Annotated in this window: 11 protein-coding genes and 1 pseudogene; 5 read left to right on the top strand and 7 right to left on the bottom strand. The window is 73.9% G+C overall.

The features are described 5' to 3' along the window. Nucleotides 1-211 precede the first annotated feature (211 nt). Nucleotides 212-453: pseudogene (locus tag ACFWPS_RS49310) on the bottom strand (SDR family oxidoreductase); the annotation flags it as partial. A 46-nt stretch (nucleotides 454-499) separates the two neighbouring features. Here ACFWPS_RS49310 and ACFWPS_RS49305 point away from each other — a divergent pair. After that, complete coding sequence (locus ACFWPS_RS49305; protein ID WP_383719724.1) at nucleotides 500-808, top strand: hypothetical protein; 309 nt, start codon at nucleotides 500-502, stop codon at nucleotides 806-808. A 78-nt stretch (nucleotides 809-886) separates the two neighbouring features. On the opposite strand, the gene ACFWPS_RS49300 is transcribed toward ACFWPS_RS49305, so the two are convergent. Then, nucleotides 887-1,183, bottom strand: a complete 297-nt coding sequence (locus tag ACFWPS_RS49300; protein WP_383719684.1) for a hypothetical protein — start codon at nucleotides 1,181-1,183, stop codon at nucleotides 887-889. Between the two features lie 20 nt (nucleotides 1,184-1,203). Beyond that, nucleotides 1,204-2,244, bottom strand: a complete 1,041-nt coding sequence (locus ACFWPS_RS49295; RefSeq protein WP_383719681.1) for a glycoside hydrolase family 25 protein — start codon at nucleotides 2,242-2,244, stop codon at nucleotides 1,204-1,206. A 441-nt stretch (nucleotides 2,245-2,685) separates the two neighbouring features. Here ACFWPS_RS49295 and ACFWPS_RS49290 point away from each other — a divergent pair, with 441 nt between their 5' ends. Beyond that, the gene (locus ACFWPS_RS49290; RefSeq protein WP_383719679.1) at nucleotides 2,686-4,206 is read left to right on the top strand and encodes an amidohydrolase; all 1,521 of its coding nucleotides are present in this window, start codon (nucleotides 2,686-2,688) and stop codon (nucleotides 4,204-4,206) included. 29 nt (nucleotides 4,207-4,235) lie between these two features. Beyond that, entirely contained in the window at nucleotides 4,236-4,922 is a 687-nt protein-coding gene (locus ACFWPS_RS49285; RefSeq protein WP_383719676.1) for an isochorismatase family protein, read from the top strand. Nucleotides 4,923-5,069: 147 nt separating this feature from the next. Here ACFWPS_RS49285 and ACFWPS_RS49280 read toward each other — a convergent pair whose 3' ends face one another. After that, nucleotides 5,070-6,404, bottom strand: coding sequence for a lysine N(6)-hydroxylase/L-ornithine N(5)-oxygenase family protein (locus tag ACFWPS_RS49280; RefSeq protein ID WP_383719721.1), 1,335 nt, complete (start codon nucleotides 6,402-6,404; stop codon nucleotides 5,070-5,072). 84 nt (nucleotides 6,405-6,488) lie between these two features. On the opposite strand from ACFWPS_RS49280, the gene ACFWPS_RS49275 reads away from it, so the two are divergent. After that, nucleotides 6,489-7,442, top strand: coding sequence for a methionyl-tRNA formyltransferase (locus tag ACFWPS_RS49275; RefSeq protein ID WP_383719674.1), 954 nt, complete (start codon nucleotides 6,489-6,491; stop codon nucleotides 7,440-7,442). Between the two features lie 25 nt (nucleotides 7,443-7,467). On the opposite strand, the gene ACFWPS_RS49270 is transcribed toward ACFWPS_RS49275, so the two are convergent. The 3 genes from ACFWPS_RS49270 to ACFWPS_RS49260 form a co-directional block, all read right to left on the bottom strand. Next, entirely contained in the window at nucleotides 7,468-8,355 is an 888-nt protein-coding gene (locus ACFWPS_RS49270; RefSeq protein ID WP_383719671.1) for an ABC transporter ATP-binding protein, read from the bottom strand. 4 nt (nucleotides 8,356-8,359) lie between these two features. Beyond that, a complete protein-coding gene (locus ACFWPS_RS49265; protein ID WP_383719719.1) occupies nucleotides 8,360-9,355 on the bottom strand; it encodes a FecCD family ABC transporter permease in 996 nt (331 codons plus the stop codon). A gap of 140 nt (nucleotides 9,356-9,495) precedes the next feature. Next, the gene (locus ACFWPS_RS49260; RefSeq protein WP_383719669.1) at nucleotides 9,496-10,521 is read right to left on the bottom strand and encodes a FecCD family ABC transporter permease; all 1,026 of its coding nucleotides are present in this window, start codon (nucleotides 10,519-10,521) and stop codon (nucleotides 9,496-9,498) included. Nucleotides 10,522-10,933: 412 nt separating this feature from the next. Here ACFWPS_RS49260 and ACFWPS_RS49255 point away from each other — a divergent pair. Then, the coding region (locus tag ACFWPS_RS49255; protein WP_383719666.1) for an amino acid adenylation domain-containing protein at nucleotides 10,934-21,953 on the top strand (11,020 nt) is incomplete at its 3' end.

Here is a 21,953-nt window from a genome sequence, read left to right as displayed (position 1 = left end):
AACGCCCCTCTTCGACCGTCTCTCCCGAACGGCCTCCCCGGACGGGTACCACCGGACGGTGCCGGGCTCGGCGGTACGTCTCCTGTCCCGTCAGGCGACGACGACGCGCAGGGGGCCTCCGGCTGCGGAGGGGCCGGTGTGCGGGTGGTCGCGGTGTCCCCGTCGACACCCGAGCGTCGCGTCGGTTCCGTCCGGGAGGGCCGGTTGCCGGTCAGAGCCGGGAACCGCCGGTGGCATCGATGACCTGCCCGGTCACCCGGCGGGCGTCGTCGGAGGCGAGGGAGGCGACCACGTCGGCGACGTCCTAGGGACGGCCCACCCGGCCGAGTGCCGAGACCGCGGCCGCGGACTCCTCGGCGGCCGCGTGCCGCGCAGCCAGGAGGCGTCGATGTCGGTGTCGACGATGCCGGGGGCCACCGCGTTGACCGTGATGCCGCGACCGCCGAGCGCCTGACCGCCGCCATGGGGGTCTCGCCGCCGAGCCTGTACGCGGCCTTCGGTGACGAGCGCACCGGGCTGTCTCGTCATGACCGCGGCGACCGACTACTCCCCGCAGACCGCCGACGTCGAGCAGGACCTGCGCGCCCGCAGGGTGGCGGACATCCGGTCCTTCGAGGAGCGGCTGAAGAGCGCCGAGGCCCGGGGATCGCTCCCCGCGGGGACCGACGCCCGGGCCCCGGCCGTCTACTTCGCCGTCGTCGTCCAGGGCATGTCGCAGCAGGCGCGGGACGGGGCGACCACGGCGGAACTGCGCCGCGCGGCCGAGTACGCCATGGCGGCCTGGCCCGAACCGGCCCCTGAGCCATAGGGCCCCGACGGGGCCGGGGGCCCCAGGCGCCGCGGGGACCGGGGACCGGGGGCGACGCCGCCTTCTGTGTGGCAGCCGTCAGTGACCGGCGGGGGCGGGGGCGGGGGCCGTCCGGTGGTCCGCCGTTGGGTAGTCGGGCGGGGTCGCCCAGCCGAGGAGGACGCCGGCGACGGTCGCGAGCGGCCGGGAGCGGATCTTCACGGCGAGGTTTTCGAGGAGCCGGAAGACCGTGTAGTAGGCGCCGGTGAGGACGGTGGTGACCACGCTCGCCACGGACGCCGAACCGAACCGGACACCGATGTGGACCAGCAGGGTCAGCACCAGTCCGGCCACGATCGGCACGACGGTGCGCATGAAGCTGGTGAAGAGGTTCATGAGGAGGCCCGTCCCGGACGTCAGGAAGCGGGGTCGAGGTGGATGACGACCTTGCGCACGGCGTCCTCGATCGCCGCGGTGACCGAGGCGACCAGCGCGGCGACGTCGATCGTCTTGTCGAACGCCGCGACGGCGGTGGTGAGTTGGGCGACGGCCGCGCTCTGCGCCGCTTCCGTCGCCTGCATCAGCCGCAGCCGGGCGTTGGTGTCCTTGACGTAGGACTGGAGAGCCCAGAACTGGTTGGTCTTCACGTCCGGGGCGTCGGCGGGGGCCGCGATCACCCCGTCCATGGTCAGGACGGCCTTCGCGGTGGCCGACGCGACGTTGCTGATGTCCTGCGTCTCCAGCACACCGCCGCCCGCGACCAGCTTCGCGACGACCGCGGCCGCGACCTTGTCGATGTCGTCCGTGGTGAGCGCCATGTCTGTCTCCGTTCCGGCGGCCCACGCGCGCAGCGCGGACTCGCTCAGGTAGCAGATGGATCGGTCGAGGGGAGTCGAGGTGAACTGCCAGAACAGCGGTGACCTGCCGGACGGGCCGGGCTTCGGGTGCGCCTCGGCCTGCGCGTAGGTCGCGGCTCCGGACCAGGGGTAGGCGGGGTACCAGAGGGGGACGGTGGCGGGCGCGTGGCCGGCGGCCAGGTCGCTCGCCGAGGTGTAGACACCGACCCGCTGGTCGGGGAACGCGGCCTGCACCTTGGCGATCCAGGCGGCGGCGTACGCCCGGATCCCGCCCGCCGTCGTCCCCGCGTAGTTGGCGCCGTCGGCCCTGCGTTCCAGGTCGAGCCAGTGCACGAATCCCGGGCGGGCGTACGGCCGTACGGCGGCGACGTAGTTGGCGGCCTCGGTGGCGACGTCCTGGTTGGGCCAGCCGAAGTGGTAGGCGCCGGGGACGAGCCCGGCCTCGATGATGCCCTTGATGTGCAGGGCGAAGTGCTGGTCGTGGGTGTGTTCGCCCTCGCTGGCCTTGGCGAAGGCGAAGACCACGCCCTCCGCCTCGCGGGCTTTCCAGTCCTGGGCTCCCTGATAGACGGACAGGTCGATTCCACGGCATGTGGACACCTCGCGCCCCCTCCTTTCGTGGTGTCGGTCAAGTGCACGGCGACCAAGGCGCGGTGCACGCTCTCGCGGAGCGGCTCGTGCGCGCCCGCCGGCCGCTGCAGGCCGTGGGCCGTTCCCCGTTCCCCGTGTTGCGGCCGCCGGTTGAGCGGCCGGTGGCACCCAGACCCTTCGTTCATGCCTGGACGACCAGAGTGAAAGGGCGGGCGTGGTCCGTCATGCGCCGTTCCGATCAGCGGACCGCCCCCGGCTTCGCGGGCGGACCTGCGACCCCGGCAGCCGGGATTAGGTAAGGTAAGCCTAAGTTGATTTTCTTGTCGCTGTCGAGGGCGGCGCCGGGTGCCCTGCCGGGCGATCGCGGCTTCGTGGCCCGGGCGGTCCCGGCGGCGGCCATGTCCGCGGCGGCACGGCTCCGGACGGGTGCGCCGCCGCAGAGGAGGCTCGATGACGGACTTGGCCACCAACCCGCGCCACCCGGCGGCGGTGACACTCGCCCGGGTGCGGCTGGGGGCGGGCGGACCGCCGGTCGCCGTGCGGGTGGCGGACGGCAGGGTCACCCATGTCGTCCCGGAGCAGGGGGCCGTGGAGCCCGCCGGACCGCTCGCGGGGGAGCAGGTCCTCGACCTGGAGGGCCGAGTCCTCGTGCCGGGACTCTGGGACGCCCATGTCCACCTCGCCGAGTGGGCGAGCGCGCGCCGCCGGCTCGACCTCGCCGGAACCGCCTCCGCCCGGGAGGCGGCCGACCGGGTGCGCGCCCACGGCCGTACGGCGCCCGACGCGGGGACGGTGCTGTTCGGATACGGCTTCCGGGACGGGCTCTGGCCCGACGCCCCGGACAAGCGACTCCTCGACGCGGCCCTGCCGGACCGGCCGGTCGCCCTGGTCAGCGCCGACCTGCACGCCGTGTGGCTGAACTCCGCCTGCCTGGCACTGGTCGGCCGGGGCGACCACCCGACCGGACTGGTGCGGGAGGCGGAGGGGCACGAGGTCCTCTCGGTCCTGCCCGAGGTGCCGGCCGGGACGCTGGACGGCTGGGTCGCCGACGCCTGCCGGGCCGCCGCCGCACGCGGGGTCACAGGAGTCGTCGACTTCCAGTACGGCGACACCGTGGGCGCCTGGGAGCGGCGCTCGGCACGGTTCCCGCCGGCCGTACGGGTGTCCGCCGCCGTCTACCCGAGCCACCTGGAGGCGGCCGTCGCGCGCGGGCTGCGCACCGGATCCGGGATCGGGGCACCGGGGAGCCTGGTGCGGGTCGGCCCGCTCAAGCTCTTCACCGACGGCTCGCTCAACACCCGTACCGCGCTGTGCCGCGATCCCTACCCGGGTCTTGAGGGCACGGACGGCTCGCACGGCATCGAGCAGACGGCACCGCACGAGCTGGTACGGCTCATGCGCCGGGCCGCCGCCCACGGCATCGAGCCGGCGGTGCACGCCATCGGCGACCGGGCCAACACCGTCGCCCTGGACGCCTTCGAGGCCGTGCGCTGCCGCGGCCGGATCGAGCACGCGCAGCTGCTGAGCCCCGAAGACCTGCCGCGTTTCGCGGAGTTGGGCGTCACGGCAGGGGTGCAGCCGCGGCACGCGACGGACGACCGTGACGTGGCGGACCGGTACTGGGCCGGCCGCACCGGCCGCGCCTTCGCCTACGCCGACCTGCTGGCCGCCGGGGCGCGGCTGGAGTTCGGCTCGGACGCCCCCGTCTCACCGCTCGACCCCTGGCTGGCGATCGCGTCGGCCGTCGCCCGCACCGACGACGACCGCCCCGCCTGGCACCCGGAACAGCGCCTGCCGGTACGGGACGCACTGGCCGCGGCGGCCCGCGGGCGTCGGCTCATCAGGGTCGGGGACCCCGCGGACCTGGTGGTCGTGGACGTGGACCCGTCGGCGGCGGACTTGGACACCCTGCGCGCGATGCCGGTGCACGCCACGATGACGGCCGGGCGCTGGACCCACGGACCGTACTGACACCGCCCACCTCCGAGAGGCAGCCGCACATGTCGTCCCACGACACGGTGGACCCCTACGTGATGCCGGAAGTCGCCATGCTGCCGCCCGACCGCACCGGTTGGGCGCTCGACCCCCGGCGTGCCGCGCTGCTGGTCCTGAACGTCCAGAACCACTTCCTGCGCGTACTGCGGGAGAGCTCCGTTCCGGTCGACGGGCTGGTGGCCGGGATCGGCCGGCTCGCGGCGACGGCGCGGGCGGCGGGGGTCCCGGTGCTGTACGCCGTCTCCACCGCCGAACGGGAGCACGCCGGCCACGGCGCCGCCTTCGGGCACCCGCGCTTTCCCCGGGACGACGACTCCGGTGACGTCGTGCCCGACTTGCGGCCCCGGGTCGGGGACACCGTGCTGGCCGCGAAGCGGTTCAGCGCCTTCGCGGGCACCCGGCTGCGGCACCGGCTGGCGGAGCTGGACCGCGACCAGCCGGTGATCGTCGGGGTGTTCGCGCGGACGCAGGTCATGCTGACCGCGGCCGACGCCCTGATGCAGGACATGGAACCGTTCGTGGTCGCGGACGCGGTGGCCGACCGGACGGACACCGATCGCCGGATGGCCCTGGACTGGATCGCGGCCACCTGCGGGGCCGTGCGGGCGCTGGGCGGCATGGTGGACGCGCTGGACGCGCTGGACGCACGGAGCGGCGAGGAGTACGGGGCGGAGCCGGGGCGGCCGGTCTGAATCCGCGCACTCCGTGGCCCGTCGGGACCGGGAAACCCCGCGGCCCGTCGGGACCGGCGAACCCAGTGGCCCGACCGAACCGGGAAACCCCGTGGCCCGGACGGGACCGTACCGTCCGGGCCACGGGAGTGCGGGGGTTGCGGCGGGTCAGGCCGCCGTCACCCGGTCGGCCAGCACGGACCGGTGGATCTCCTGCGCCCGGACCGCCACGGTCGACAGCAGGGTGCTGGTGAGTCCGTGGGTGTGCTCGGTGCCGCCCTGGAGGTAGATGCCGGCCGCGACCTCCGGCACCGTCTCGACGCGGTGGTCCCGGCCGACCCGGATCGCGTCGCCGTCGTCCTTGAGGCACAGCTTGGCCGCGTCGCCCATGAGCGCGGTCAGGTCCCGGGGCCGGTAGCCGGTGGCGAGCACCAGGACGTCGGCGGGCAGCGTCTGCTGTTCGCCGGTGGGCAGGAACTCGACGGTGATGTCGAGACCGCCGTCCGTGCGGTCCACGGCGGGTGCGACGTCGCGGACGCGGGAGACGTTGAGGAAGCGCAGCCGCTCCCGGCCCGCCACCTTCTCCCGGTACGTGGTGGCGTACAGCGACTCGATCAGATCCATGTCGACGACCGAGTAGTTGGTGGAGCGGTGGTAGTCCAGCAGGGACTGCTTGACCGCGGACGGCGCGGAGAAGTAGACGTCGACCGCCTCCGGATCGAAGATCCGGTTGGCGAACGGGCTGTCGTCCGCGGGCGTGTAGCCGTACTTGGCGAACACCGAGCAGACCTCGGCGTCCGGGAACGTGCGGTGCAGGTAGTCCACGGTCTCCGCGGCGCTCTGCCCGGCGCCGAGCACGACCGCCCGCCGCACCGGCGCACCCGTCGCGGCCAGTTGCTCGGCCCGCGGAATCAACTCGCTGTTGTGCCAGACCCGTTCGGCGAGTTCGAGCCCCGGCGGCACATGCGGCTCAAGGCCCATCGCCACGCTGATGTTGCGCGTGCGGTGGGTCACGGTGGTCCCCGGGCGGGCCGTGTCACGGCAGGTGACGTCGAAGAACGTCACCCGGCCGGCGTCGTCCCGCACCGGGTCCACCGACATCACCTCGCTGCCGTACGACACCTGGTGGGCGACCCGCGCGGCCGCCCACTCGAAGTACTCGTGGAACTCCATCCGCAGCGGGAAGAGGGTCTTCTGGTTCAGGAAGTCGATCAGTCTGCCCTGTTCGCGCAGGAAGCAGAGGAAGCTGTAGTCGCTGGTCGGGTTGCGCAGGGTGACGAGGTCCTTGAGGAAGGAGACCTGCATCGTGGCGTCGTCGATCAGCATGCCCCGGTGCCAGCCGAACCGCGGCTGCCGTTCCAGGAACAGGGCGTTGAGACGGCTGTCCGCCGCGAGACCCGCGTTGTGCTCCTCAACCGCTATGGAAAGAGCGAGATTTGACGGGCCGAAACCGATTCCGATGATGTCGTGGACGACGTCGGAACCCATGACCGGTGATTTCACCTTGGCATCGCCTCCCTCAGGCAGACCCATGCTAGATAAGGTAAGGCTTACCTAGCAATGGAGTCAGTGAAGGGAAGGACCGTCATGCGGGTCGTCATGCTCGGCTACCAGACCTGGGGTCACCGCACGCTTCAGGCGCTGCTGGACTCCGATCACGAGGTGGTCCTCGTCGTCACCCATCCGAGGAGCGAACACGCCTACGAGAAGATCTGGGACGACAACGTCGCCGAGCTGGCCGAGAAGCACGGCGTCCCGGTGCTGCTGCGCAACCGCCCCGACGACGCCGAACTCCTCGCCGCCGTACGGGAGTCCCGGCCGGACATCATCGTCGCCAACAACTGGCGGACCTGGCTGCCCCCGGAGCTGTTCGACCTGCCCCCGCACGGCACCCTCAACATCCACGACTCCCTGCTGCCGGCCTACGCCGGGTTCTCGCCGATCATCTGGGCGCTGATCAACGGCGAGGAGCGGGTCGGGGTGACCGCGCACCGCATGAACGCCGAACTCGACGCCGGGGACGTCCTGGTGCAGCGCTCGGTGCCGGTCGGCCCCACCGACACCTCCACCGACCTCTTCCACCGCACGGTCGGCCTGATCGCACCCATCGTGCGCGAGTCGCTCGACCTGATCGCCGCCGGCCGGGACGCCGGCCAGTGGGTGCCGCAGGACCGCACCCGCGCCAGCTTCTTCCACAAGCGGTCCCCGGAGGACAGCCGCATCGACTGGACCTGGCCCGCCGAGCGCCTGGAGCGCCTGGTGCGGGCCCAGTCGGACCCGTACCCGAACGCCTACGCCTTCCACCGCGGCGAGCGGCTCAGGATCGTCTCCGCCGCCGTCTCCGAGGGGCGTTACGGCGGCACCCCGGGCCGGATCTTCATCCGCGAGGGCGACGGCGTGGTCGTCGTGGCGGGCGCCGACGCCCACACCGGGCGCTGCCGGGGGCTGCTGGTCCGGCGGGTACGCACGGACGACGGCACGGAGCACGCGGCGGCGGACTACTTCCGCACCATGGGGGGCTACCTGACGTCCCGCCCCTGAGCGCGGTCCCGTCCCCGGCCGCCGGTCAGTCGACGGCGGCCGGTACCGAGCCCTCGGCGTGCCGGGTGTCGCCGTCGTGGTGGTGGCGGCCCAGCGGGATGACCATCGGGGTGCCGCTGACCGGGTCGGGGGTGATCCGGCAGCGCAGGTCGAAGACGTCCTCGACGGTCGCCTCGGTGACCACCTCGGCCGGTGGGCCCTCGGCGACGATGCGGCCGGCCTTCATGGCGATGACGTGATCGGCGTACCGGCAGGCCTGGTTGAGGTCGTGCAGCACCATCACCACCGTGCGGCCCTCGCGCCGGTTGAGGTCCGTGACCAGGTCCAGTACGTCGATCTGGTGGGCGAGGTCGAGGTAGGTCGTCGGCTCGTCCAGGAGCAGCACGGGGGTGCCCTGGGCGACGGCCATGGCGATCCAGGCGCGCTGCCGCTGGCCGCCGGAGAGCTCGTCCACCGGCCGGTCCGCGAGCTCGGTCAGACCGGTCGCCGCCAGCGCGGCCCGCACGGCCTCCTCGTCCGCCGCCGACCACTGCCGCCACCAGGTCTGGTGCGGCGAGCGCCCGCGGTTGACCAGGTCGGCGACGGTCAGCCCCTCCGGCGCCACCGGTGTCTGCGGCAGGATGCCGAGTTTCCGGGCGAGTTCGCGGGTCGGCAGGGAGCGCAGGGCGGTGCCGTCCAGTTCGACGACGCCCTGGCGCGGAGCCAGCAGCCGGGCGAGGGCGCGCAACAGGGTCGACTTGCCGCAGGCGTTCGCACCGACGATGGCGGTGATCCGGCCGGTGGGCACGGTGAGGTCGAGGTCCGTCACCACCGGCCGCCCGTCATAGGCGAGATGGAGGCCGCGGGCCCGCAACTCAGGTCCCACAGCGCGCTGTTCGGTGGGGCCCGGCGGGCGCGGGTCGGCGGTCGACATGGGATCAGCCTCCAGATCCCGCGCGGTTGGCGCGGACGAGCAGCCACAGCAGGACCGGCGCGCCGAGGGCGCCGGTGACGATCCCGACCGGCAGTTCCGTCCCGGGGACCGCCTCGCGGGCGAGGAGGTCGGCGCCGAGGACGACGAACGCGCCGGTGAGACCGGAGACGAGCGGGGGCGGTGCCGAGGTGCCGGCCAGCCGCAGCGCGATCTGCGGGCAGGCCAGGGCCACGAAGGCGACCGGTCCGGCCGCCGCCGTACCGAAGGCGACCAGGCCCACCCCGGTCAGCAGCAGCGCCAGCCGGACCGGCTGGACGGGGGTGCCGAGCCCGGCGGCCACGTCGTCGCCGAGCTGGAGCGTGCGCATCCAGCGGCCCAGACCCAGGGTGACCGGCAGCAGCACGGCCAGGGCGATGGCCAGGGAGTCCACCTGGCTCCAGGTACGGCCGTTGAGGTTGCCGACCAGCCAGCCGAGCGCCTCCTCGGCCTGGAACCGGTTGCCCCGCGCCACCAGGAAGTCGGTGGCGCTGGTGCAGATCCACGAGACACCGATGCCGACGAGGATGATGCGGTAGCCGGTGGCCCCGCCCTTCCAGGCCAGCGCGTACACGAGCAGCGCGGTCGCCAGGGCGCCGAGCAGCCCCACGGTGGACAGCCCGAGCCCGCCGGCCCAGCCGAGCACCACCGCCGCCACCACCGCCGTGCCGGCGCCCTCGGTCAGCCCGATCATGTCGGGGCTGGCCAGCGGATTGCGGGTCATCGTCTGGAACACCGCCCCGGAGACACCGAAGGCGAGGCCGACCAGGAGGCCGGTGAGGGCGCGGGGCAGCCGCAGGTCCCGGATGACGACGAGCGTCCCGGGGTCGCCGACGCCGAACAGGGCCTTGACGACGTCGGGCAGGCTCACCGGGTAGTCGCCGAGGGCCAGGCCCCAGCAGAACAGCGCGAACGCGCCCACGCCGACGAGCACTCCGGTCAGCACCAGGCGCGGCCGCAGCATGCCGGAGACCGGGGGCACGGCCAGCCGGAACGGCCGGTCGCGCAGCACGGGCCGGGCGGCAGCGGGAGCGGCAGCCGGACCGGGAGCGGGAGCGGCAGCCGGACCGGGAGCGGGCGCGGGAGAGGGTTGTGCGGGCACGCTCACACCTCCGCGAGTTTCCGGCGGCGGACCAGGGCGATGAAGAACGGGCCGCCGAGGAAGGCGACGAGGACACCGGCCTGGATCTCGGTGGGCCGGGCCACCATCCGGCCCACGATGTCGGCGGACAGCAGCAGCACAGGCGCCAGCGCGGCGGACAGCGGCAGCAGCCAGCGGTGGTCGGGGCCGATGCCGGCGGACTGGGCGAGCAGCCGGGCGATGTGCGGGACGACCAGACCGAGGAAGACCACCGGACCGATGACGGCCACCGACGCGCCGGTCAGCAGCACGATCGCGGTCACTCCCTGGAGCCGTACCAGACCCAGCCGCCGGCCCAGGGAGGCGGCGACGTCGTCGCCGAGCGCCAGGCTGTTCAGGGCCGGGGCGCAGGACAGGGCGAGGACGGCGCCGACCGCGAGGAACGGCAGGATGCGCACCAGATCGCCGGAGTCCTGGTCGGCCAGGGTGCCGGCGGACCAGTAGCGGTAACGGTCCAGCGCGTCCTGGTCGGTGAGTACCACGGCACTGGTCAGCGACGACAGCAGCGAGGTGACGGCCACGCCGGCGAGCGCCAGCTTCACCGGGGTCGCCCCGGAGCGGCCCAGCCGTCCGAGGAAGAAGACCAGGACGCTCGCCGCGAGCGCCCCGGCGAACGCGAACCACACGTAGCCGTACAGCGATCCGATCCCGAACACCGCGACCGACACGACGATCGCGAAGGACGCGCCCGCGCTCACCCCGAGGATGCCGGGGTCGGCGAGGGGGTTGCGGGTCAGGGCCTGCATCAGGGCGCCGGACATGCCGAGCGCGGCGCCCGTGGTCAGGCCGAGCAGGGTGCGGGGGACGCGCACCGACCAGATCACGTTGTCGACCAGCCTGCTCGGCGGATGCCCGAGCACCGAGCGCACCACCTGGTCGAGCGGGATGCTCAACGCGCCCAGCGCCACGGAGAGAAGGGACAAAAGGACCAGCAGGGCGATGATCAGTGTCACCAGCACCGTGGTGCGAAGCCTTCTGCCTGAAGCCACTTGCCGGTCTCCATGCCGTCGTCCGGTGGTCCGTGAACAGTACTGATAGCAGGTTAGGTGAGCATAACCTCAGTCGCTGTGACTTGGACCGCCGAAGTCGGATTGACCCTGTTGAGTTAGGCAATCCTTACCTTACTATGCGAGCGGTCGCGGCTCCGCTGAGCCGTTCCACACCTATGGGGAGGCACGGGCAGCTGTGTCGGGCAACAGGCGTTCTTCCGCACCTTCTTCTGCGGCTTCGACTTCCACTTCGACGGCGCGGACGGCACCCGCGGAGGACTACTGGCGGGAACGGTTCGGCGCACCGGCACCGGAGACCTCACTGCCGTTCGACCACCCGCATCCGGTGCGCCCGCAGGAGCCGAGGCCGCGAGCTGACCGGGCCTTGGCGCTGGGCGTGACCGGGCTCGGCATGACGGCCGACGAACCCACCCTGCTCGCCGCCTTCGCCGCCCTGCTGCACCGGTACGGCGGCGGCGCGGCCCAGGACCTGACGGTCGCTCATGAGGGACTGCCGCTGCGGTTGGTGGTGAACGGCGCCATGCCGTTCGCCGAGTTGCGCGAGCACGTCACGACCGCCCGCGCCCAGGCCGCCGCCCACCGGCTGCCGACCGCGGAGCTGCTACGACTGCTCGCCCCCGAACCCGGCCGCGGCGGAGCCCTGTTGTGCTCCGTCGGCCTCGGTACCGCACCCTGGGGCGCCGGCGGCCCGCTGGACCTGGCGCTGTCCGTGACGGACGGTCAGGTGTACGCGGACTACGCCGCCGACCTCTTCGAGCCCGCCACCGTCGACCGGATCCTCGGCCACTACGCCATGCTCCTCGCCGACGCCCTGGACCGGCCCGGCACCCCGGTCGCCGAACTCGAACTCCTCGGCGCCGACGAGCGGCAGCTGATCCTGGCCGACTGGAACGACACCGCGCACGACGTGCCCGCGCTCACCTGGCCGCGCATGTTCGCCGACCAGGTCGCCGCCCGTCCCGACGAAGTGGCCCTCATCCACGAGGACGTCCGCCTCACCTACGCCGAACTCGACTCCCTCGCCGCCCGGTTGGCGCACGCCCTGGTCGCCCGGGGCGCCGGTCCCGAGCGGGTCGTGGCGCTCGCCGTACCCCGCTCCGCCGACATGATCGTCGCGGAGGTCGCCGTACTGAAGACGGGCGCGGCCTACCTGCCCGTCGACACCGACTACCCGGCCGACCGCATCGCCTACATGCTCGACGACGCCCGCCCGGTCTGCCTCGTCACCACCGCCGACATCGTCCCCGACCTGCCGCCGGGCACCGACCCGCTGGTCCTGGACGCCCCGGAGACCGTCGCCGAACTGGCCGCACACCCGGTCCACGACCCCGCGACCGCCGACGGGTTGACGGTCGCGCACGCCGCATACGTCATCTACACCTCCGGCTCCACCGGCCGCCCCAAAGGCGTGGTGCTCTCGCACGCCGGGGTGGCCAAGCTGGTCGCCACCCAGCGCGAGCGGTTCGGGATCGGCTCGCACAGCCGGGTGCTGCAGTTCGCCTCGCCCAGCTTCGACGTGGCCTTCTGGGACCTGTGCCTCGGCCTGCTCTCCGGCGGCCGGCTGGTCGTCGTACCCGCCGACCGCCGGGTGCCCGGCGCGCCCCTGGCCGACTACGCCGACGAGCACGGCATCACCTTCATGATCCTGCCGCCCGCCCTGCTCGCGGCCATGCCCGAGGACGTGCAACTCCCGCCCACCGCAACCCTGCTGGCGGGCACCGAGCGCGTCTCGCCCGAACTGGTCGGCCGCTACGCGCGCGGCCGGATGATGTTCAACGCCTACGGACCCACCGAGGCCACCACCAACTCCACGCTCGGCCGCTGCGACCCGGACACCCCGGCCGGCACCATCGTGCCCATCGGCGTCCCCGACCCGGGCACCCGCGCCTACGTCCTCGACGAGCGGCTGCGGCCCGTACCCGCCGGTGTGGTGGGGGAGTTGTACCTCGGCGGCGCCGGACTCGCCCGCGGCTACCTCGGCCGGCCCGCGCTGACCGCCGAGCGGTTCGTCGCCGACCCGTTCGGCCCGCCCGGCGAACGGCTGTACCGCACCGGCGACCTGGTCCGCTGGAAGTCCGACGGACGCCTTGAGTTCCACGGCCGCGTCGACAGCCAGATCAAGATCCGCGGCTTCCGTGTCGAGCCCGGCGAGATCGAGTCGGTGCTGCGCGCCCACCCGGCCGTCGACCAGGCCGCCGTCGTGGTCCGCGAGGACCGCCCCGGCGACCGCCGCCTCGCCGCCTACGTCGTGCCCTCCCTGGAGGGCACCGCCGAGCTCGCCGAGGCCGTGTCCGACTGGAAGGACCTGCACGAACTCCTCTACTCCGCCGCCGGATCCGACGGCTTCGAGGAGAACTTCGCGGGCTGGAACAGCATGTACGACGGCCTGCCCATCCCGCTTGCCGACCTGCGCGAGTGGCGGGACGCGACCGTCGCCCGGATCCGTGAACTGCGGCCCCGCCGCGTCCTGGAGATCGGCGTCGGCAGCGGCCTGCTGCTCTCCCGGATCGCCCCCGACTGCGCCGAGTACGTCGGCACCGACCTCTCCGAGGAGGCCGTACGCGCGCTGCGCGCCCAGGTCGACGCCGCACCGGAACTGGCCGGCAGGGTCACCCTGCACGCCCGGCCCGCACATGAGCTGACCGGCCTCCCCGAAGGCCACTTCGACACCATCGTCGTCAACTCCGTCGCCCAGTACTTCCCGGGCGCCGACTACCTGACCGACGTCCTGCGTTCGGCGGCCCGACTGCTGTCGCCCGGCGGGTCGTTGTTCATCGGCGACGTGCGCAACCTGCGGCTGCTGCGGACGCTGGCCGCCGCCATCGAGTCGGGCCGCGGCCACACCGAGGAGAAGGAGGCCCTGCGGGCCGCGGTCGACCGGGCCGTGGCCTGGGAGGGCGAACTCCTGGTCGATCCCGACTACTTCGCGACCCTGGACGGCTTCACGGCAGACGTACGGATCAAGCGGGGCGTCCACCACAACGAGCTGACCCGGTACCGGTACGACGTCGTGCTGCGGCCCGGCGCCGAGCCGACCCAGGACGCCTCGCGCCCGGTTCCCTGGTCCGCGCTCGGCAGCCCGGACGCCCTCGGCCGGCGGCTCGCCGGTCCGGACCCCGCCGCCCGCCTCCGCGTCACCGGCATCCCCAACGCCCGCCTCGCCCCCGACCTGGCCGCGCTCGGCGCCCTCGACGACAGCAGCCGTACCGGCAGCGCCGGCGTCGACCCGGAGGCCCTGCACGAGACCGCCGCCCGGCACGGCTACCGGGCCGCGCTCACCTGGACCGCGGACGCCGACGACGGCAGCCTCGACGCCGTGTTCGCGCGCGGCGACGACACCCCGCTCGGCCCGCTGTACGTCCCCGGGCAGGCCCACCCGCACGCCAACCGCCCGGCGCCGTTCCGCAACGTCACCGCGCTGATGGCCGGGCTGCGCGCGCACGCCGCCGAGTTCCTGCCCGAGTACATGGTCCCGGCCGCCCTCGTCCCGCTGGACCGGCTCCCCGTCACCCCCAGCGGCAAGCTCGACTCCGCCGCCCTGCCGGTCCCGGACTACGGCCTGCTCAGCTCCGGCCGGGCCCCGCGCACCGAACGCGAACGCCTGCTGTGCGACCTGTACGCACGCGCCCTGCGGGTGCCCTCGGTCACCGTGGACGACGACTTCTTCGCCCTGGGCGGGGACAGCATCGTCGCCATCCAGCTGCTCGTCCTGGCCCGCCGGGCCGGTCTGGAGCTGACCCCGCGGGACGTCTTCCGGCACCGCACGGTCGCCCAGCTCGCCACCGTCTCCCGGACCACCGACGGCTCCGAGGACCCGGCCGACGCCCCCTGGGACCCGCCGACCGCCGACGAACTCGCCGCACTCCAGGGCGACGACCCCCTCACGGTCGCCGAGGTCCTGCCGCTCGGCCCGCTCCAGGAGGGCTTCTTCTTCCACGCCCTCGTGGACGGCGCCGAGCACGACGCCTATGTGGTCCAGCAGGTGATCGAACTCGCCGGACCCGTCGACGGCGGCCTCCTGCGGCAGGCCGCCCAGCGGCTCCTCGACCGGCACGCCCCGCTGCGCGCCTGCTTCCGCCAGCTCCCGGGCGGCCGCCCGGCCCAGCTCGTCGCCACCGGCCTCGACGTGCCGTGGCACGAGGTCGACCTGTCCGCGCAGGACGCCGCCGTCCGCGCGGGCCTCGCCGAGGCCGTCGCCGCCGACGAACGCGCCCGTCGCTTCGACCTCGCCCGGCCGCCGCTGCTGCGCTGCGCCCTGGTCCGCCTCGGCGCGGACCGCAGCCGACTGGTACTGACCTTCCATCACATCGTGGCCGACGGCTGGTCACTGCCGGTCCTGCACCGCGAACTCCTCGCCCTTTACGGCGATCAGCCCGCCCCGCTTACCGAAGTCGCCCCGTACCGCGGCTACCTGGCCCGTGTCGCGGGCGCCGACCGCGAGGCCGCCCGGGACGCCTGGCGCACCGCCCTCGCGGGGATCGACGAGCCCACCCGGCTGGTCGAGACCCCGGCCGCCGGGCCGATCGAGCCCGCCCAGCTCCGCGTCGAGCTGCCCGAGCGCACCACCGCCCGGCTCACCGCCCGCGCCCGCGAACACGGCGTCACCCTCGGCACGGTCGTCCAGGCCGCCTGGGGCCTGCTCCTCGCCGGGCTGACCGGCCGCCAGGACGTGGTCTTCGGCACCACCGTCTCCGGCCGCGACGCCGCCGTGCCCGGCATCGAGTCGATGGTCGGCCTCTTCATCAACACCCTGCCCACCCGGGTCGGCTGGGCCCCCGCCGACACCCTCGGCACCGTCCTGGAGCGCCTCCAGCAGGAGCAGAGCGCCCTGTTGGACCACCAGCACCTCGGCCTCGCCGAGATCCAGCGGGCCGCCGGGCACGCGGGCGGCGAACTCTTCGACACCCTGGTGGTGTTCGAGAACTACCCCGCCGAACCGAACCTCGCCGACCCCACCGGCACGGTCCGGCTGGCCGGGCACGCCTTCCACGACGCCGTGCACTATCCGCTGGCCCTCGTCGTCAAGCCCGGCCGCCGGCTCGACCTGCGCCTCAAGCACCACGCGAACCGGCTCTCCGGTGAGGCCGTGCACCTGCTCGCCGACCGGCTCACCCAGGTCCTGGACGCCCTCGCCGAGGACACCGCACGCCCGGTGGCCGCCCTGGACCTGCTCATCGAGGGCGAGCACGTACACCTGGAGGGCGAGCAGCGCGCCGTACCCGCGACCACCCTGCCCGCCGCCATCGCCGCCCAGACCGCCCGTACCCCCGACGCCACCGCGGTCGTCTTCGAGGGCGCCGCCCTCACCTACGCGGAACTCGGCGCCCGCGCCGATCGGTTGGCCCGGCGGCTGCGCGCCCGCGGCGCCGGGCCCGAGCAGTTCGTCGCGGTCGCCGTGCCGCGCTCGGCCGAGCTGATGGTCGCGCTGCTCGGCGTGCTGGAGTCCGGCGCCGCCTATCTGCCGGTCGACCTCGACTACCCGGCCGACCGCATCGCGTACATGTTCACCGACTCCGGCGCCCGGACCGTCGTCACCACGGCACGGGACGCCGCACGCCTGCCCGCGGTGGACGGACTGGAGGTCGTGTACGTCGAGGACGAGGGCGACGTCCACGGGGAGGTACCGGACACCACACCCCTCACCCTCGACCACCCCGCCTACCTCATCTACACCTCCGGCTCCACCGGCCGCCCCAAGGGCGTCGTAGTCACCCACCGCGCCATCGGCAACCGGCTCGCCTGGATGCAGGACACGTACGCACTCGGCGCCGACGACCGGGTGCTGCAGAAGACCCCGTCCGGTTTCGACGTCAGCGTCTGGGAGTTCTTCTGGGCGCTGCACGAGGGCGCCGCGGTCGTGCTCGCCGCGCCCGACGGGCACCGCGACCCCGCCTGCCTGGCCCGGCTGATCCGGGCCGAGGGCGTGACGACGATGCACTTCGTGCCGTCGATGCTGGACGCGTTCCTCGCCGCCGAGGAGGTCACCGCCGATCCGGCGTGGGCAGGCAGCCTGCGCCGCGTCTTCAGCAGCGGCGAGGCCCTGTCCGGTACGGCGGCCCGCCGCTGGCGCGACCTGACCGGCGTACCGCTGCACAACCTGTACGGCCCCACCGAGGCCGCCGTCGACGTCACCCACCACGCCTACGACGGGGCGCCCGGCACCACCGTGCCCATCGGGCGGCCCGTGTGGAACACCGGCCTGCGCGTCCTGGACGCCTTCCTGCGCCCGGTGCCCGACGGGGTGCCCGGCGAGCTCTACCTGACCGGCGTCCAGCTGGCCCGCGGCTACCACCGGCGCCCCGCGCTCACCGCCGACCGCTTCGTGGCGGACCCGTACGCGGCCGAGCCCGGCGCCCGCATGTACCGCACCGGCGACCTGGTGCGCCGCCGCCCGGACAGCACCCTCGACTACCTGGGCCGCACCGACCGGCAGGTCAAGCTGCGCGGCAACCGCATCGAACTCGGCGAGATCGAGGCAGCGTTGACCCGTCACCCGGCGGTGGCGCGCGGTGCCGTGGTCGTCCGCGACCAGCACCTGGTCGCCTACGCCGTTCCGGCGTCAGGCGCCGTCGCCGACCCCGCCGAACTGCGCGCCGCCCTCGCCGAGGCGCTGCCCGCACCGCTGGTCCCGGAGGCGTACGTCGTCCTCGCCGACCTGCCGCTCACCCCGAGCGGCAAGCTGGACCAGGCCGCGCTGCCCGCCCCCGAGGCCGAGCGCGCCGCCCGCCGCGAACCCGCGGGACCCGTGGAGCGGCGGCTCACCGAGGTCTTCGCCGCCGTCCTCGGCATCGCCGACGTCGGCCCGGACGACGACTTCTTCCGGCTCGGCGGCGACAGCATCAGCTCCATCGGCGTCGCCAGCCGGGCCCGTGCGGCCGGGCTGGACCTCAGCCCGCGGGACGTCTTCACCCACCGCACGCCCGCCGCCCTCGCGGCCACCGCCGGTACCACCACGGAAGCCGCGCCCTCCGCTGCCGCCTTCACCCTCACCGACACCGAACACGCCCGGATCCGCGCCCTCGCCGCCCCGGCCGCCGTCGCCGACGTCTGGCCGCTGGCCCCCCTCCAGGAGGGCCTGTTCTTCCACTCGGCCTACGACCAGGGCGCGTTGGACGTCTACACCGTCCACGAGACCTTCGACTTCGCCACCGGCCTGGACCCGGCCCGGCTGCGCGCCGCCGCACGCACGCTCCTGGACCGCAACCCGGGTCTCCGCGCCGGCTTCACCAGCGAAGGCCTCGACCAGCCGGTGCAGTTCATCGTCGAGACCCCGGAAACACCGGAGATCCCGCTCGACGAGGTCGATCTCTCCCACCTTCCCGTCGCCGAACAGGACGAGCAGGTACGGGAGTTGACCGAGGCCGAGCGCAACCGGCGGTTCGACCTGTCCGCGCCCCCGCTGTTCCGGCTGCTCCTGCTGCGCCTCGGCGCCGGGCGCGGCGACCGTCTCGTCATCGGCCGTCACCTGATCCTCTGGGACGGCTGGTCGGCCTGGCTCTTCCTCGACGAGTTCTTCGCCCTGTACGAGACCGGCGGTGACGCCTCCGCGCTGCCCGCCCCCGGCAGCTACCGGGACTACCTGACCTGGCTGGACCAGCAGGACGACCCGGCCGCCACCGCTGCCTGGCGCACCGCGCTGACCGGCCTGGAGGAGCCCACCCTGCTGGCCCCGACGGCGGCCGACGGGCTCGAACCGGTCATCCCCGACCAGCTCGACGTACGCCTCCCCGCCGAACTCGGAGACCGGCTCCGGGAGACCGGCCGCGTTCACGGCCTGACCCTGAACACCCTGCTCAACGCGGCCTGGGGTCTCACCCTCGGCGCCGCGACCGGCCGCTCCGACGTCGTGTTCGGCACCACGGTCGCCGGCCGGCCCAGCGAGGTCCACGACGTCGAGAACATCATCGGCCTGTTCCTCAACACCGTCCCCACCCGGATCGCCTTCGACCCCGCCGAGCCGGTCCTCGACCTGCTCCGCCGAATCCAGGGCGAGCGCCTCGACCTGATGCCGTACGAGCATCTCAGCCTCGGCGTCCTCCAGGCCGAGACCGGGCACCGCAAGCTGTTCGACACGCTGTTCGTGCTGCGCAACAACGACACCGAGGACCGGCTCGAAGAGCTGCGCACCCGGCACGGCGCCACCGCCGTCGCCAACGTCGACGCCACCCACTACCCGGCCAACCTCGTCATCACCCCCGGGCAGCGGATCACGGTCACCCTCACCCACCGGCCCGACCTCGTCCCGGCCGACCGGGCCCGCGCCCTGCTCGACCGCTTCACCCTCCTCGTCGAGCGCCTCACCGCCGACCTCACGGCACCCGTGGGCTCCCTCGACCCGCTGCTCCCCGCCGAACACGCGGCGCTGCGCGAGGAACGGGCGGCCGGACGGGTCGAGGTCCCCGAAGAGACCATCGCCGACCTGCTCGCCGCCCAGGCCGAGCGCACCCCGGACGCCCGCGCCCTCGTCCTCGGCGAGCGCGCGCTGACCTACGCCGAACTCGACGCGGCCGTCAACCGGATGGCCCGGCTGCTCATCGAGCGCGGGGCCGGTCCCGAACGCGTGGTCGCGCTCGGCCTGGGCCGCTCCCTGGACATGGTGGTGGCGCTCTTCGCCGTCCTGCGCACCGGCGCCGCCTACCTGCCCCTGGAACTGGACCACCCGGCCGACCGGCTCTCCCTGATGCTGACCGACGCCCGCCCGCTGCTCCTGCTCTCCACCGCCGCCGTCTCCGCGACCCTCGACGGCGACGACCTGCCGCGCGTCCTGCTCGACGACCCGGTGGTTCAGGATGAACTGGCCGGCCTCCCTGACACCCCCGTCCGCCGCCGCTTCAGCCTGGAACACCCCGCCTACGTCATCTACACCTCCGGCTCCACCGGCCGTCCCAAAGGTGTCGTCACCCCCTACCGGGGCCTGACGAACATGCAGCTCAACCACCAGAAGGAGATCTTCGAGCCCGCGATCGCCGCGGCCGGCGGCCGACGGCTGCGGATCGCGCACACCGTGTCCTTCGCCTTCGACATGTCGTGGGAGGAACTGCTGTGGCTGGTCGAGGGCCACGAAGTGCACGTCTGCGACGAGGAGTTGCGGCGCGACGCGGAGGCGCTGGTCGCCTACTGCGAGCAGCACCGCATCGACGTCGTCAACGTCACGCCCACGTACGCCAGGCTGTTGATCGAGCAGGGCCTGCTCACGGGCCACGTCCCGCCGCTCGTGCTGCTCGGCGGCGAGGCCGTCCCGGAGACGGTGTGGGCGGCCCTGCGCGACACCGAGGGCACCTACGGCTACAACCTGTACGGGCCGACCGAGTACACCATCAACACCCTCGGCGGCGGCACCCTCGACAGCGCCACCCCCACCGTCGGCAAGCCCATCCGCGGCACCCGCGCGCACATCCTGGACGCCTGGCTGCGCCCGGTGCCCGACGGCGTGCCCGGCGAGCTGTACATCGCCGGGATCGGCCTGGCCCGCGGCTACCTCGACCGGCCCGGCCTGACCGCCGAGCGGTTCGTCGCCGACCCGTTCGGGGAGCCCGGCGAGCGCATGTACCGCACCGGCGACCTGGTGCGCCGCGCTCCCTGGGGGTCCTCCCGGCCGGAGGCCGGGGGAGGCAACCTCGACTTCCTCGGCCGCACCGACGACCAGGTCAAGATCCGCGGCTACCGCATCGAACCCGGCGAGATCGAGACCGCCCTCAGCCGCCACCCGCTGGTCTCCCAGGCCGCCGTCGTGGTCCGCGACGAACGCCTCGTCGGCTACGTCGTACCCTCCGGAGCCGACCCCGCCGACCGCACCGCCGCCGAGGCCGCGCAGGTGGGGGAGTGGCAGGAGATCTACTCCGACGAGTACGAGGAGATCGGCACCGCCGTCTTCACCGAGCAGTACGACGGCTGGGACAGCTCCTACGACGGCCGGCCCATCCCCTTCGAGCAGATGCACGAGTGGCGTGCGGCCACCGTCGCCCGCATCCGCTCCCTGAACCCGCGCCGCGTCCTCGAAATCGGCGTCGGCTCCGGCCTGTTGCTGTCCCGGCTCGCCCCGGACGCCGTGGAGTACTGGGCGACCGACTTCGCCGCCCCGGTCATCCGCAAGATCGGCGCGGACCTGAGGGCCCGGGACCCGGAGTTGGCTTCCCGGGTGGAACTGCGGTGCCGGCCCGCCGACGACCTGAGCGGCCTGCCCGCCGGCCACTTCGACACGATCGTCGTCAACTCCGTCATCCAGTACTTCCCGAGCATCGAGTACCTCACCGCCGTCATCGACGGCGCCATGCGGCTGCTCGCGCCGGGCGGCGCCCTGTTCGTCGGAGACGTCCGCAACCTGCGGCTGGCCCGCACCTTCCACACCGAGATCCAGCACGCCCGGGGCACGGCGGAGGCCGACCTGGAGCGGGCGGTGGAGCGCGGGCTGCGCCTGGAGAAGGAACTCCTGGTCGATCCCGACTACTTCACCACCCTCGGCCACGGCGTCGACCTGCGCACCAAGCGCGGCCGCCACCACAACGAGCTGACCCGGCACCGCTACGACGTCGTCCTGTACGCCGGTGAGCCCGACGTCCGCCTCGACGACGCGCCGACGGTCGAGTGGAGCACGGCCCACACCGTGGGCGAACTGGCCCGCGGCGGCCTGACGTCCGAGGCCGTCGGCGGCCTCCTCGACGGCATCCGGCAGTTGACCGCGCGGGTCGGCGAACGCCCCGGCGCCGAGCGGCCCGCCGCCCTGCGCGTCACCGGCATCCCCGACGGCCGCACCCGCGAGGACGGCGTCGACCCGGAGACCCTGCACGCGCTCGGCGCGGAGGCCGGATACCGCGTGCTGACCACCTGGTCGGCACGGACCGGCACCTACGACGCCGTCTTCCTGACCGCCGGACACCGGCTCACCGGCGGCCTGTTCCGCCCCGGCGGCGGCACCGCCCCCTACGCCAACGATCCCACCGCCGCCCGCGAGACCAGCGCCCTGGTCCGGCGGCTGCGCGCGGACCTCGGCCGGGAGCTGCCCGAGTACATGGTCCCGGCCGCCTTCGTCACCGTCGACGGCCTGCCCATGAACGCCAACGGCAAGCTGGACGTGCGCGCCCTGCCGGAGGCCGAACCCGCCGTCGCCCTCGGCGGCGGCCGCGGCCCCCGCACCCCGCAGGAGGAGGTGCTCTGCCGCCTGTTCGCGGAGGTGCTCGGGCTGCCCGCGGCCGGTGCGGAGGACAACTTCTTCGACCTCGGCGGCCACTCGCTGCTCGCCACCCGGCTGGTCAGCCGCGCCCGCACCGAACTGGGCGCCGAACTCGCCATCCGCGACCTCTTCGAGGCCCCCACCCCGGCGCGGGGGGCGGCCCGCCGCGGCGCGGCGGCGCCCCCCCCCCCCCCCCGCCCCCCCCGGGCCGCCCCCCCCCCCCCCGACCCCCGCGCCCCCG

The organism is Streptomyces sp. NPDC058457, assembly GCF_042720695.1.
Classification (GTDB): Bacteria; Actinomycetota; Actinomycetes; order Streptomycetales; family Streptomycetaceae; genus Streptomyces.
The sequence above is the reverse complement of the archived record's forward strand: the minus strand, read 5'-3'. Positions and strand labels throughout refer to the sequence as shown.